This is a genomic window from Xanthomonas sp. NCPPB 2922, assembly GCF_041520885.1.
Classification (GTDB): domain Bacteria; phylum Pseudomonadota; class Gammaproteobacteria; order Xanthomonadales; family Xanthomonadaceae; genus Xanthomonas; species Xanthomonas campestris.
The window spans coordinates 1-13280 of record NZ_JBGOFY010000033.1; the positions used below are offsets into that span (position 1 = coordinate 1).

Consider the following 13280-nt stretch of genomic DNA (forward strand, 5'->3'; position numbering starts at 1 on the left):
TTGCTGTTGTTGTTGCTGTTGCTGTTGCTGTTGCTGTTGCAGATGCAGATGCAGATGCCAACACCGTTTCAGTCGCAGCACCCCAAACTCCCAGAACCCCCACCATCGACCACGCAATCGCTCGCTTCACCGTGCACCCTCCCAGGTTGGTGACCAAGCCTAACCGACCAACGCGGCGCAACATCGCGCCACAAACGAGCGCAACCATGCATCCTTCCACCATCGAACACTTCCTTCTCCCCTCGGGAGAAGGTGGCCCGAAGGGCCGGATGAGGGTACGTCTGCTAAGAGCAGCTATCAAAACGACTGCGCAGCCGCCAGGCGGGCGCGGCCGGTGCTCGGAATCGGCATGTACCCACGTACATTCCGGTTCCTCCGCGCCGTCCGCACCCACCTGACGACTGCTCGCTACGTTTTGTTAGCCGATCTAAGAGTGCCCCCCGGCAATCAGGCAACAACATAAACCCCAACTGGAAAGACAGCCCCACGACTTCAGCAAACGTACCCTCACCCCAACTCTCTCCCGCTGGAGAGGGGCTTTTGGTCTGCGCACGGCATCAACGCAACGAGCGTCGATCATCCCCTCGGCAACCGGTCCAGAATCCCCGGCACTTCCAGCGGAATCTCGCGCGCCAGAAATCCCACCGTGCCAATGCGCTTGGCCAACTGCTTGCCCGCCGTTGCATGCACAAACACGCCCCACAGCGCGGCGGTCAGGGCGTCGCATCCACGCGCGGCAAAACCGGCAATCAGGCCAGCCAAGGTATCGCCCGAGCCCGAGGTGCCCAGCCCTGGCACACCGCCGCGGTGCACCCACAGCGCACCCTCCGGCCCGGCAATAAAACTGTCCGCACCTTTCACGATCACCACGCTGCGCATCTTCTTGGCAAACGCCAACGCGTAGTCGGCGGGCGCCGCTTCCACTGCAGCCTTGTCATCGCCGGCTAGGGCCGCCATCTCGCCCGCATGTGGCGTCAGCACGAAGGGCCGCCCCAGCGGCGCACGCAGCCGTGGCGACAACGCACCGGCATCCAGCACCAACGTGCACACCGCCTGGTCGATCGCGCGTTTGACCAACGCCGCAGTGGTGTTGGTCGACGCCATGCCCGGGCCGATCACCGCCGCATCGCATGCGCTCATGGCCGCATCCAACGCACGATGCCCGCGCACGATCTCGCCCTGCCCATTTTCGCCCAGCCCCAGCACCAACGCCTCGGGCATGGCCAAGGCCATGCCTGGCGCCACGCTGGCCGCGGTGGCGAGCTGCAACTTGCCCGCACCTGCGCGCAAGGCCGCCTCGCCCGCCAGCATCACCGCACCGGGCACGCGCGCCGAGCCGCCCACAATCAACACACGCCCGCGCTGCTCCTTGTCGCCGCCCGGCGCCGGCAGCGGCTGCGCGCGCAAGGCCGCAGCGGTGACGGTGCGCACGCGTGGCCCGGCCATCTCAGCGCGCTCCTGCCGGCCGATCGGATTCGGTGGTCACCGGCTCATCCGCCAGCTCCGGCGGCACGAACTTGGTGCGCACCAATTCCAGCGACTGCCCATCAGCCACCGCGGCGTATTCGGTCACCCCGCAATTGGGCACGTCGCCCTCGCGGTCGATCGCCAGGATGGTGGCCTCGTCCATCTGCTCGATCAGATACCGGAAGCAATTGACGATCACCTGGTGCCCCACGATCAGCACCCGCGCGCCCACGTGATTGCGCTGTAGATCGCCCACGATGCTGCGCAGGCGGAAGATCACATCGCACCAGCTCTCCCCACCCGGCGGGCGGAAGTAGAACTTGCCCACCAGCTTGCGCTGCTCAGACAACTCCGGAAACGTGGCGATGATGCCGGCCGTGGTGTAGCGGTCCAGTACGCCGAATTCTTTTTCGCGCAACCGCTCGTCCACGCTCACGGCCGTGTCTGGCTGGCCCATCGCACGCGCCACCGCCAAGGCGGTCTGGCGCGCACGCACATAGGTGGAACTCAGGATCAACGTGGGCCGCTCATGCTCCGGCAAGCCCGCCATCCACGCACCCAGCGCCCGCGCCTGGCGCTCGCCCAATGCTGAGAGCGGCACATCCGCATCGCGGTGCTCCAGGTCGATCAACGTCGCGCCATTGGACTCGGCCACATCACGCGCCACATTGCCCGCGCTTTGCCCATGCCGCACCACCCACAACCGCGCCGGCCATTGCGCCGAGACACCGGCAACCGCACTGTTCTCACTCACACCCATCTCCTGCACAACCGGGCTCCACGTGTCGCACAGCGGCCGTGAACAGCTGGTCGACCAGCCATCCACTGCCGCCGCATCGCGCCACCGGTGTCATCACTGCGCCAGCCCCCAGCGCCGTGCAATGGACGTGACCGGCGCCTCATCCAGGCCGCGCCATCCAACGGATGCGTAACCCCGCGCCGGTATACTGCAGGCCCCGTCCAGACCGCTCGCCATGTCCAACGTCCTTCTGCTGCGTACCGCAAAACAGCGCGAAGAACTCTTGGTCGACGAAGTGCTGGACGCCGCCGAACGCTGCATCGACGAGATCGGCCTGTCGGCTACCAGCTTCGAGCTCATCGCCGAACGCGCCCGCCTGTCCTGCCGCACCCTGCTGCAACGCTTCGAAGACAAGGACGCACTGGTACGCGCATTGCTGGAGCGCAACTACATGCGCGCCATCCGCCAGATGTGGCTGGTGGAACGCCCGGCCAACGTGCACGTGGTGGATTTCATCGCCGGCCTGCTCGAAGAATGGCTGCTGCAGGAAATCAACATCAAACGCACCCGCATCGACCTGGAACTGCACCTGGCCACCCTGCGCGACCCGGTGCTGGCCGCCTTCATGCGCCGGCAGAGCGCATCGCTGATCGAACACCTCAGCGCCCTGCTCAAGCGCCTGCTGCGCGGCTACGCCGACCCGGCCAGCAGCGAGCAGGAATTCCAGGCCCGCGTCTTCGCCGTCGCCGCCATGTGCGGCGGCCTGCACAACGTGATGACCAGCGGCATGGAGCTCAACCGCATGCATCTGCAGTTGATCTTGCGAGAGAGTTTGTCGGGGATTTTGAAGTCTGCGCCGGTGTAGTTCGGAAAACCCGGCAGGGCATGCGTGGCCCGCCACTCCAACCAGCAACGCGTGGGATCACCTTTCAACTGCCGTACGATGCAGACGCCTCTGCAGACGCGCGGGCTCTTGCGGCCAAGAGCAGTTGCGTGACCAATGCGTAGGCGTCGTCGCCAACGCCGCTGGCAGCGCGCCAGAGCTCTGGCGGCAGCCGGGAACGGTCTGCGGTTGCCAGGTTCTGAAGATCTGCTGCCAGCGCAGCTGCCTCTTCTTCGGTCATCTCACCCCCGGGACCGGCTACCTCCCCCTTGTTTACCATGGCAACGGCCGCGTCCAGGCATGCTTCGGTGACGCCCAACTCCTTCGCCCTGTCGGCCTTGCTGACACTCGTCTGCGACTGCGCTTGCAGGTACCGGTTCGCCAGATACTGCACGGCAGACAGCGTGCCCATCACCACGGCGTAGGCCAAGGCCGGCGCAAGCGTGAGACCCGCATTCTTTTTCCAGGACACCTCCCCTTTTGCATAGTCATATGCCGCCGCAGCGGGCGCATGCACCGCGTCCAGAACTGCGGCTTCGGCTGGCCCTGCGACCGCAGAGGTGGCAAACCGCGCTGCCTGCAGCCCGGTGTTCGCAATGTGCACACCGATAGGCACGCGTGGGGCCTTCAGCCGCGCCGCACGCACGGGCGCACGCGACAGGTCTTGCTTCAATTGTGGATTGGCCTGCGGGTCGCCGCGTTGCGAGGAGTAACCCACCTCACGCGGGGCCTGCGCCTCGCGCTGATCGTGTCTTACCGCTTCACGAGCCACAGAAGTCACTGGGAAGGAACCCATGCCTCACCTCTTAGAACAGATTCACCAAAGTGCTTGCGTACCACTCTGCTACGCAAGCGTCATTGCGCTTGGCGCAAGACCGAAAAAATGGACGGTCTGGCGACGTGCATGCGTCGCAGCGCGCTCAGCCAGCAGACGATGCAGAAGCCTTTACAGATGCGCGGCTTCGCGCAGCCGCAAGTAAGTGACTGACCAATCCATCTGACAACGGCGTAGAAGGCAGTCGTCAGGCAGACGGCAATCGCATCGTGAGGGCGCAGGATCTCTGCAGATCGCAACGCGCGCCATGCTGATGGTCACGCTTTCACACTCGAAGCAGTGCAACAGGCAACCTGCGCTTCGCGTCGTTGCAACGCCCTTCGCCGATCGATATCCCAGGGAATGGAGCCGCCTCCATCCTGATCGCTTCATTGGCCAGCATCGACGCGAGGACAGCAGATGGATTCCATCAGGCATCGCCCCACACTGCATGTGCCCGCAGGCGCTCATGCAACGTCCGGGTCTACGGGTGAGCGCACTGCAACCGTGTCGGCAGATCAACACCTGCCCTGCGCGCAGATCAGCGATGGGGCGCTGCAGGCATTGCCGCGGAAAAGACCACAAGGCGCTGCCGTCCTCAAACGCTCACTCAGTGCGCCTGCGCTGACGGCAACACAGCGCCGAATGCTTGCCGAACTCGGGGCCGAAGGCGGTACGTGCCTGACGCCCGACGAAGCAGCGGTGCTGCGGGAGCTCAGTTTCCACACCCCGGCGACACCGCGCGACACGGTGCTGTTTACCGACCCCAACAAGGACCCCGACGATGTGGTCGCCTACACCATCGGCAAGCAACTGCAGGTAACGGGCTTTGTACGCCTCACCGACGTTGCGGTGACCTTGGGCGATGCCAGCGTGCGCGAGGAGCGCGCCCGGCTCGCAAAGGGCGTGTTCAACCGCCTGCAACTCCCCAATGTGCGTGTCTCACGCGGGCAGGATTACCTGATGAGTGCGAAACAGGCCAAGGACCATGCCAAATTCCTGCAGGAAGGCCAGGGGTTGCGTGCGGAATCGGCCGAAATTTGCGACAACAGCCTGCAAGCGCTGCACGAGCGCCTGATGCAGGCACCGCAGGGGCTGAGCATGGTGGTGATTGCCGGCATGACCGACGCCCATGCGCTGGTCGATGCGCATCCGGCGCTTGTGCGCGAGCGCGTCAAGAGCATCACCATCATGGGGGGCGTCGAGCCGGCCAGGGACGCCGACGGCCATGTGCAGCCCGACGCACGCGCCTACAACAATGCGACAGACCTGGACGCGGCCTGTGGCCTGTACCGCAAGGCACAGCAACTGCAGATCCCGTTGCGCATCGTGACCAAGGAAGCTGCCTACAAGACAGCGGTGTCGCCCTCGTTCTACGAAGGCCTGGCGAAGAGTGGGCATTCGGTGGGCAGATATCTCGAAGACGTGCAGAAAAACGCCTTGAACGGCTTGTGGGAAGGGATTCAGGCAGGGCTGCTTCCGGGCCTGGATCAGGCGTGGTTCTTTCGCACGTTCACCGCAGACGCACTACCGCAGGCAAACGGCCCGCAAGAGGGCGCAAACCAAGCCATGGCCTTCGACCAGATCTGGCCGAGGGTCACCAAACTCAACTTGTACGACCCGTTGACGCTGCTGGCCTCGGTTCCCGGCGCGGCAGGCATGCTGTTCACGCCAAGGCAGATACAGGCCGATGGACTCAGCGTTGTGGAGCAGGTGAGCGAAAACGAGGTCAAGCATCCGGAGAAGGCAAAACGGCTGATGTCCGCCTTGGCAAAAGCGGCGCTTGCCACGAAACAATGACGACCGATCGTTCTGCAGACGCGATACGCCGGGTTCTGCAGATCGGCCGCTGCACGCAGCGACGGGTGGCGCTTGTATCTGCCACGCCAACGCGCAGGCACCATGGGCGCAGGGAGCAGACAAGACAGGGCCATCAAAGCCGCTGAAGCGCCAACTGGTCCAGGATGGTGCGCATGGCACCGGCCGCATCGAAGATGGCGCTGCCCAGCACGGGCAAGGTGCCGCGGCCCAGCCGATCGGCGTTGCCGGCAGCGATCACATCGCCATGGGCGGCGATGGTCAGCAGCAACTGATCCAGCGCATCCACTTGCTCCAGGGTGATGGCGAAGGCAAACACCTCACGCGGCTTGTCATCTCCTGCCCGCCTGCGCGCGCGGGCCGACGCCATCACCGTCCGGCTCATACGGTCTCCCTGGCGTCAGCACGCGCGTTGTCAGAGGCGCCGGGCTCCAGGCGCGCGGGCCACTGCACCTGTGCCAGCGCCTGCGTTACCTGCTCGGCCAGCAACTCCAGGCAGCACGCCAGCTCGTCCATGTGGATGGCTGGCTGCCGCAACTGCTCTTCGGCCTGCGTGCGTGGCTGCGCCAGACGCGCCAGAAAGCGCATGTGGTCGCGTAGTTGCTGCAGGCGATATTGCGCGCCTTCTGGCAGGTAGTAGCCCGGGTGTGACTGCGCATCTCGTACAACGTCCGACATGGCCTGCTCCTCATTCCATGGAATCAGCCCGCCCGCCGCAAGGCGACGGACGGGAAGTCGGGAGGCTCGAAACCGCTTACAGCCGGCGGGCGTATTCCCCTTGCGGGTGTTGTATTAGCCGCCCTCCCGACGCAGAGCATCGCGTCGGTTGCGCCCACAAAATATGCAGGCACAAAAAACCCACCGGTTTGTCGGAGGTGGGTACCGCTGTAAGCGGAGTTTCGAGGCTCCGTGCAGCAAGACTGCTACTGAAATTCTGATGAGTCAATACGAGAGGCGGTAGCAGTGATCTTTGTAGCCGTGGCTACAAGGTCGACCGGGTCGTAAACAGAAATAGTCACAGTTGTATCACCGCCTACTTTTTCTGCCGAGAAGGTCTGTTTGCCTACGTAACTTCCCGAAACGAGAAACGGCTGATCACTTTTGCAGCAAGTCCTGAAGGAACTCTGATTCAGGCTTCACCGCTGAGACATGCAATTGATCGCGGGCACGGGTGCAAGCTACGTACAACAACTGGCGCTCGGTGTTGTAAATTTCGGTCAGCTCGGCTTCGTCGGCGGCAGTGTCGATGCGCGCCTGTAAAGGAATGATTGCATCATCGCAGGCCATCACCGCGACCACGCGAAATTCCATACCCTTAGCCAAATGCGTGGTGGTGATGCTGACGAAGCCCTCTTCCGTCGCCATGTCCTTGCCAAGCACGCGCCCCTGTAGGCCAGCGGCCTTCACTGCCGCCTGTGCGCGAGACAGTTCGCTTTCGGATCGGACGAAGACACCGATTTCCTGCGGCTGCACGCCGCTTCTGCTGCACTGCTTCAACCATACGCCAACGGCTTGGCTTTCCGTCTGGGCATCGGCATAGCCGCAGATGGTCGGCTCCGGCCCATTAAACACGGAAATCGTGCCCTTGCGGCTTTCGACGTTTCCATCCACATCGGATACCTCGGGGCCGAGCAGACGATCGGCCTGCGAGCGAATCTGGTGTGATGTGCGGTAATTAATATTGAGCGTGCGCGATCGACCACGCACATCAACACCCAAATGTCTCCACGAGAAGGGCGTCTGGAAGATGCGTTGACCGAGGTCGCCGGCGAAGAAGAGCCCATTGGCGCGGTTGCCGCCAATCGCTGCGAGGAAGCGCAATTGTTGCACGCTGATATCCTGCGCTTCATCCACCACGATGTAATCGAATACCGGATATTTGCGATTGGGCATGACTTCGGCCAGCTTGGCGAACATTTCGGCAGTAGTGATCTTGCCGGCCTGTTTCAATTGCGCCTGCACCTGAGTGAAAACCTGCCAATACAACGCTCGCTGCGCCTCCGGCAAACGCGTCTTGCGCCCTAACCGCTTGGCATCGCGGTAAGCCTCCCAGCTTTCCACTTGCCATGTATCCACCACGTCGTCCCATTCGGACAGCAAAAACGCAGCGTTGGCTTTCAGGCCACCAACCTGCGTAGCAGCTGACTTCAGCAGAGAGGAAGTTTCATCACGACTGGCAAATACCGGCTTGCCGAATTCCGCCGCATACAAGCGGATACCAAGAGCATCCATGGCGAATACGTCGATACGTTCACCTAGCTTCGGCGTGTTCCAGATCAGCCGATACAGATTGCCGCGCAAGGCATTGGCCAACGTGTCCGAAAACGTGGAAAGAAGGACGCGTGCGTCTTCGTCCTTTTGCACCAAATGCACAGCCCGGTGCAAGCCAACCACTGTCTTGCCCGTGCCCGCCGAGCCAGACACACGCGCCGCACCGTTGTAATGACGCTCGACAAGTTGCCGTTGTGCCGGATGCAGGAACACTGTCCACTTGTCCCACGGGTATTCCAAGGCGCGAGCCAGCTCGTCCATATCGGACATGACGCGGAAGCGACGCTGCGCGTCCGGGTGCTGGAACGGATCCGCGCCCTTACCCGCCACCTCCGGCAATGCCGGCGTGCCACCGGTCGCCAGTTCAAGCAGGGCTTCTGCCGCCTCACCGGGAAGATGATGGGCCAGCTCAAGCAGCGAATCCTCGTCGGCAGCTTTCACGTCGGCAAGCCAGTCCTGCGGCACCCCATAGGCCAGCAGTTGGTCGTCACCATGTTTCGCGAACAGTTTCGGCTTCCGCCACGTGGCAGGCCTGCTGTCCTCGACGTACTTCGGAACGAGGATCTCCTCGACACGCTCGCGGACTTCGACAAGCTGCGCTGCGCCGGTGGTCGGGTGCACTTCCAGCTTGCGCCGCTCGGCCCATTGATAGGCCTTATCGTGGTGATCGACATAGCAGAGGAGCAGACTGCCAGCGGTCTTGTGGACGATCAGGCGAATATCGCGGCTGACACGCACCGACCAGAAGTTCGGATCTTTGGCTCTATCGAGCTTATGGAAGCTCATGCCGTTACCGATAGGATCCACCTGCAAATCGAAGGCGGTGGTCTTGGCTGCCTTTTGCTCATCGCCGGTCAAGCGCGCAAGGCTAGTGGTAAAGGTGTCGGCGATGCGGAATTCCATCAGTTCCTCTCAATTCTGGCAATTACGCCGCGCGGTACTGGCTACCGCGATCCACCGCAAATTTTTTCAGCTTCTTCGCCAGCTTCCGACACTCTTTTTCGGTGACCACGTTGAAATTAATGATCGCGTGCGCTGGGTTCCCGGCGACGGGATCGGGCTGATGTATCAGCCCAACCGATGCGGCCTCTGCGCCACTGACAGCCCACACACCAACTGACTCCAAACCGAGATCCAGTGTGTAGTGATGATGCGATGCCTCCGCGGTAGTCTGATCGCCATCGTAAACGGACAGCTTTCCGTCATCCTTTGGGAAGGGAAAAAAAGCCTGACTGGAGACTTCGCCATCGGGAAAAAAATTCGGATGCACCTGGCGCAGCAATAAGGTCTGATCGTTCATGCCTGCTGCACCTTGATGGTGTCATTCAAGAACGCGAACAGGGATTTCCAGCCGACAGGATCCAGATTGAAGTCTCTCTCCACGTCCTCCTCATCGGCTCCGAACGCATGGTAACTGGCCTGCAAGTTCGTCAAGTCGATGTCCAACGACGGGTCACCTTCGACTTTCCATTCGAGCAAAAGATTGCCATCCTGCTTTGGAACAATTATGGGTAACGGTAATTTATCCGGGTAATCAGCGATTATTTTTTCAGAGACACCAGACAGCCTGTCGGCATCGGGCGCCAGACCACTACCCGCAAACCAGCCACTTTCCAGCTGGGAGATCTCGTCGAACCGCGCCGAGATGGCGTAGTTCTTGGTGACTTCCAGTGACTCGATGGAAATTATTTTTTGCAGGCGTTCGTAAGAGTCGTACGCACCTACGCCTACCACGCTAATCTGATGACGCTCCCGCCCCCCATAGATGCGAGCCGTGTTATGAAACGAGTCCACCATAGGAATAACAACGGCCGGACTATTGTCTACCGGCTTCAGGCGAAATGACGATTTGGCGAAATCGACCTCTTCAATGTAGCCATTGAGCGAAATTTCTCGCTCATATACCTGGTCCGCAGCCAGCACCAGTTGCTTGCGTTTGTCCTGCGTCAGGCGGGCCGGATTGCCGATTTGAAGTGGCAACTCTAAAGCTTCGTCGGCACGTAAAGAGCGTCCGAACTGATTGAAGTGCCCTAACAATTCTTTCGGAAATGCATCTGGCAATGCAGTAACCGGTGCTGCGATACACTCAGCCACCAAATCACGGGCACGCTCGAAATAATCTCTCTCACCGCCTTGCAGGGCAAGCGCGCCAGCAACGACCAGCGCCAGCATCGGCTTGGTGCTACCTTCGTCGATGCGCTCAATATCCAAGCGGAAACCCGCTTCAAAGCCCTTGGGCACACGCTGCCGTCCTCGGTGCTCCTGCAAATACAGGTGCTTGGCCAGTTCGACAATCAGACGTTCATAAGCCGCAAGATCACGAGCCACATCGACGGGCAATGTATGCTCGTCAAAGCGTGCGCCAGTGAACTTGGGCTGGGAGAAGTCGATCTTCATATATCTTCTAGCTTACCTTGAAAACCTTCATCACCTCATCACCGAGGTGATTGATGACCTTCACCGCAAACCGACCGTTACTTGGTTTCGGGAAAGGGCGCGAGGTGTCGCAGTTGAGCGTTGCCCAAGCGTCGGAGTCGATTTCAGCTTTAAGGGTAGTCTTCAGAGCCTTGTACGGATCGTTCGCGCCGAGGAAGTAGGCATGGCGGACGAAGAAGGATTCCTCGTTGTAGTCGGTATCCAAGAACCAGCAGGCTATGCCGTCCGCGCCATCGCTGCGAACTTCGCCGGTGCTGGGGTGGAATACGTCAACGCCGTTGATCTTGACCACCAGTTGCCCGTCCGCAGGCACGTCGATAACGTCGCGCTTTCCGTCGTATCGACGGATGATGCGGCCCTGTGTGTCCAGCACGTCCACATCCGGCTCGCCGAAGATCACGAACAAGTTACCCTTGCCCGTATTCTTCAGGTCTTCGGCCATGTGCAGGTCAGCGTTCATACGCGCCTTGAGCACGTTGATCCGGCCCAGCTTGCTGAACTCACTGGCCGGCGCATCATAGTTAAAGGCGCAGGCGATGACTACGTCGAAGTTGGCATCACCCGCCTCACGAGCAGCATCGACCAGGTCAGCGCGGGTGACGGTACCGAACTCTGGGCCGACCAGAATACCGGCACGCTTCACCTGCCCATTTTCCAGATAGCGGCCCTCGGCGCATACCAGTTCGCCTGGCCACGGTTCCAATGCGGTGAATTCGATTTTGTCGGCCTTATGCGCCTGCTGCACACCAGCGGTACGCAAGTTGTCCAGAATCAGGCTAGTGAAGTCCTGGCCGTACTTTGCTTGAGTCTCGGCCACATGGTCGATCAGGTTGTCTTCTTCGTCCACACCCAGCACGCGGTGCGGCGACATAGATTCCACTGTGAAGGGGCCAGCCACACGCACCTTCTTCTTGTCCTCATAGGGTTTGTCGTAGAGGTACGCGAACTCAGCCTTGGCGGCAATGGACGCGTCGATTTCCTTTTGCCGGGCAATGCGCTGCTGCCACCAGTCAGCGTGCAGCTTTTTCGCGACATCGCTCCACTCTGCATCGCCCTCCCGCGGAATTTCCCATTCCTGCCACTGCCTGCCGAGCGTCTCGTTCAGCGTTTCACGCAGCGGCTCCAGCACGGTCTGGAATTTTTCCCAAATGACATCGATCTCAGCGTTGTTAGCGATGGATTTGAGGGTTATGTGCGGCACGCGCTCATAAACAAAACCGTGGGCGATGTTGTCGTAGGTGGATTGGCTGGAGGGAGTGCCACGGGTGATTTCGGCTTCCTTCAATTGGCCTTCTCGGGAGTCAGCGAGCAGATAGAAAGGATAGCGCGCACCCATGATGCGGGCACGAGCTAGCGCCAGCGCGACACGACTGGTGTCTATGGTGATCCAGCGGCGGCCCCATTGTTCGCTCACGTAGGCAGTGGTACCGGAGCCGCACGTCGGGTCGAGCACCAAGTCGCCGGGATCGGTCGCCATCAACAAACATCGCTGAATCACCTTAGTGGAAGTTTGGACAACATAAACCTTCGGATCGGCATATCCAGATACGATCGTGTCATCCCATGAATTTGAAAAAGTAACCACCGGAAAATCATCGGCAAAACGTTTGTAACGTAGTCGTTGCCCTACCCCTACCAATCTACCAGCCATCGCGAGTCGAGGGATGCCTGCACGTGATGCCTTCCAATGGGTATTCGGCGGCAGTCGATATTCCCTCCCTTGGAGCTTGAATGGATAAGTGCCTGCCTCGCTCGCACCCTGAGAGCTCATGTCTCCAGGCATATATCTAGGGTCTCTGTAGGACTCGCTTTGGCGTAGCTCGTCGCTACTTGTATATTGGGTATCGAGTAGCGAGCTTCCCTTTTCGACTAATGGCTGCCGATACTTCATCTGACTCAGATCTCGTGCATACCAGAGCGCGTAGTCGTAGATGTTTTCAAGATAGTTTGAGCCGGTTCCGGAGGTCTTCTTGAATGCTATCGTCGAGACGAGGTTGCCTTCCCCAAAGACCTCATCCATCAACGCCCGAACGCGGTGCACATTCTCATCGCCAATCTGTACGAAGATCGAACCAGATTTGCTCAACAAATCCCGCGCGACTACCAATCGGTCGCGCAGATACGTCAGATACGAATGAATGCCGTTGCGCCAAGTATCTCGGAATGCCTTGACCTGCTCTGGCTCGCGGGTGATGTGATCGGCGCCGTCTTTCACGTCGCGACTGGTAGTTGACCATTGAAAATTGCTGTTGAATTTGATGCCATACGGCGGATCGAGATAAATACACTGTACCTTGCCGCGCAACCCCTCACGCTCGGCGAGGCTGGCCATCACCTGCAAGGAATCGCCCAGGATCATGCGGTTCTGCCAGTGCCCCTCGTGCTGGTAGAACTCAGTGCGGTCCGCGCCTTCAGGTAGGCCATTGAAGTCGCCAAATAGATCCAGCATGTCCTGCTGCGGCGCGGCGGCTTCGCGGCGCGCCTCGGTCTGACGGCGCAGGTCGTCGATCAGGGCCTTGGGCTTGACCTTTTCCTGGATGTAGAGCGGCGGCGCGTTGACGACCAAATCTGACCAATCCTGCTGATCCTTGCCGCGCCAGATGAGCTGCGGGTCAAGATCGCGGTTAAGTCGCTGCTGGAATTCCGGAGAGACCTTTCCTGCGTTATGCAAAGCGCACAGTTCCTCTAGCCATTGCCTGTTGGCACGTGGATAGGCCACCTGTACCGGCGCTTGCTCGTGGTGCTGCATCACTGACTGATGCTCCACCGTCGGAATGTTCTTGCGTTTGGCCTCGGTGTGGGTGATCTGCTCGATACTCTTGCCGTGCTTCTCTGTTTTCTTCATTGCCATC

General features: G+C 60.6%; 11 protein-coding genes, 1 other RNA gene and 1 pseudogene. 3 read left to right on the top strand and 10 right to left on the bottom strand.

The window, feature by feature from the left end; genetic code table 11:
• Window positions 1–208 (bottom strand): annotated as a pseudogene (locus tag ACD584_RS20840) (glycosyl hydrolase); the annotation flags it as partial.
• 141 nt (window positions 209–349) lie between these two features.
• Here ACD584_RS20840 and ACD584_RS20845 point away from each other — a divergent pair.
• Window positions 350–424: non-coding RNA, sX9 sRNA (locus tag ACD584_RS20845), on the top strand.
• Window positions 425–576: 152 nt separating this feature from the next.
• Here ACD584_RS20845 and ACD584_RS20850 read toward each other — a convergent pair.
• Both ACD584_RS20850 and ACD584_RS20855 read right to left on the bottom strand, forming a co-directional pair.
• Window positions 577–1446, bottom strand: a complete 870-nt coding sequence (locus ACD584_RS20850) for an NAD(P)H-hydrate dehydratase (RefSeq protein WP_076036232.1) — start codon at window positions 1444–1446, stop codon at window positions 577–579.
• A gap of 1 nt (window position 1447) precedes the next feature.
• A complete protein-coding gene (locus ACD584_RS20855; protein WP_043921653.1) occupies window positions 1448–2227 on the bottom strand; it encodes a histidine phosphatase family protein in 780 nt (259 codons plus the stop codon).
• A gap of 214 nt (window positions 2228–2441) precedes the next feature.
• On the opposite strand from ACD584_RS20855, the gene ACD584_RS20860 reads away from it, so the two are divergent.
• Complete coding sequence (locus ACD584_RS20860) at window positions 2442–3071, top strand: TetR/AcrR family transcriptional regulator (RefSeq protein WP_076036233.1); 630 nt, start codon at window positions 2442–2444, stop codon at window positions 3069–3071.
• A gap of 64 nt (window positions 3072–3135) precedes the next feature.
• Here the strand turns inward: ACD584_RS20860 and xopAV are convergent, their stop codons facing one another.
• Window positions 3136–3885: a type III secretion system effector XopAV gene (gene xopAV / locus ACD584_RS20865; protein ID WP_076036234.1), complete on the bottom strand. Its 750-nt coding sequence runs from the start codon at window positions 3883–3885 to the stop codon at window positions 3136–3138.
• Between the two features lie 438 nt (window positions 3886–4323).
• Here xopAV and xopQ point away from each other — a divergent pair, with 438 nt between their 5' ends.
• Window positions 4324–5703 (top strand): type III secretion system effector XopQ, encoded by a 1380-nt coding sequence (gene xopQ, locus ACD584_RS20870; protein WP_050912382.1) that lies wholly within the window; start codon window positions 4324–4326, stop codon window positions 5701–5703.
• A gap of 133 nt (window positions 5704–5836) precedes the next feature.
• Here the strand turns inward: xopQ and ACD584_RS20875 are convergent, their stop codons facing one another.
• The 6 genes from ACD584_RS20875 to ACD584_RS20900 all read right to left on the bottom strand — a co-directional run bounded on the left by ACD584_RS20875 (window position 5837) and on the right by ACD584_RS20900 (window position 13279).
• Entirely contained in the window at window positions 5837–6106 is a 270-nt protein-coding gene (locus tag ACD584_RS20875) for a hypothetical protein (RefSeq protein ID WP_011269953.1), read from the bottom strand.
• Window positions 6103–6399: an XAC0095 family protein gene (locus ACD584_RS20880; RefSeq protein WP_076036235.1), complete on the bottom strand. Its 297-nt coding sequence runs from the start codon at window positions 6397–6399 to the stop codon at window positions 6103–6105. Before ACD584_RS20880 ends, ACD584_RS20875 begins: the two co-directional genes overlap by 4 nt.
• A gap of 417 nt (window positions 6400–6816) precedes the next feature.
• Window positions 6817–8895: a UvrD-helicase domain-containing protein gene (locus ACD584_RS20885; RefSeq protein ID WP_076036236.1), complete on the bottom strand. Its 2079-nt coding sequence runs from the start codon at window positions 8893–8895 to the stop codon at window positions 6817–6819.
• Window positions 8896–8917: 22 nt separating this feature from the next.
• On the bottom strand, window positions 8918–9292 hold the full coding sequence (locus ACD584_RS20890; RefSeq protein WP_076036237.1) for a hypothetical protein: 375 nt from the start codon (window positions 9290–9292) through the stop codon (window positions 8918–8920).
• A complete protein-coding gene (locus ACD584_RS20895) occupies window positions 9289–10389 on the bottom strand; it encodes a hypothetical protein (protein ID WP_076036238.1) in 1101 nt (366 codons plus the stop codon). The genes ACD584_RS20890 and ACD584_RS20895 overlap by 4 nt, the downstream gene beginning before the upstream one ends.
• Before the next feature lie 7 nt (window positions 10390–10396).
• The gene (locus ACD584_RS20900; protein ID WP_076036239.1) at window positions 10397–13279 is read right to left on the bottom strand and encodes a site-specific DNA-methyltransferase; all 2883 of its coding nucleotides are present in this window, start codon (window positions 13277–13279) and stop codon (window positions 10397–10399) included.
• Window position 13280: the final 1 nt, after the last annotated feature.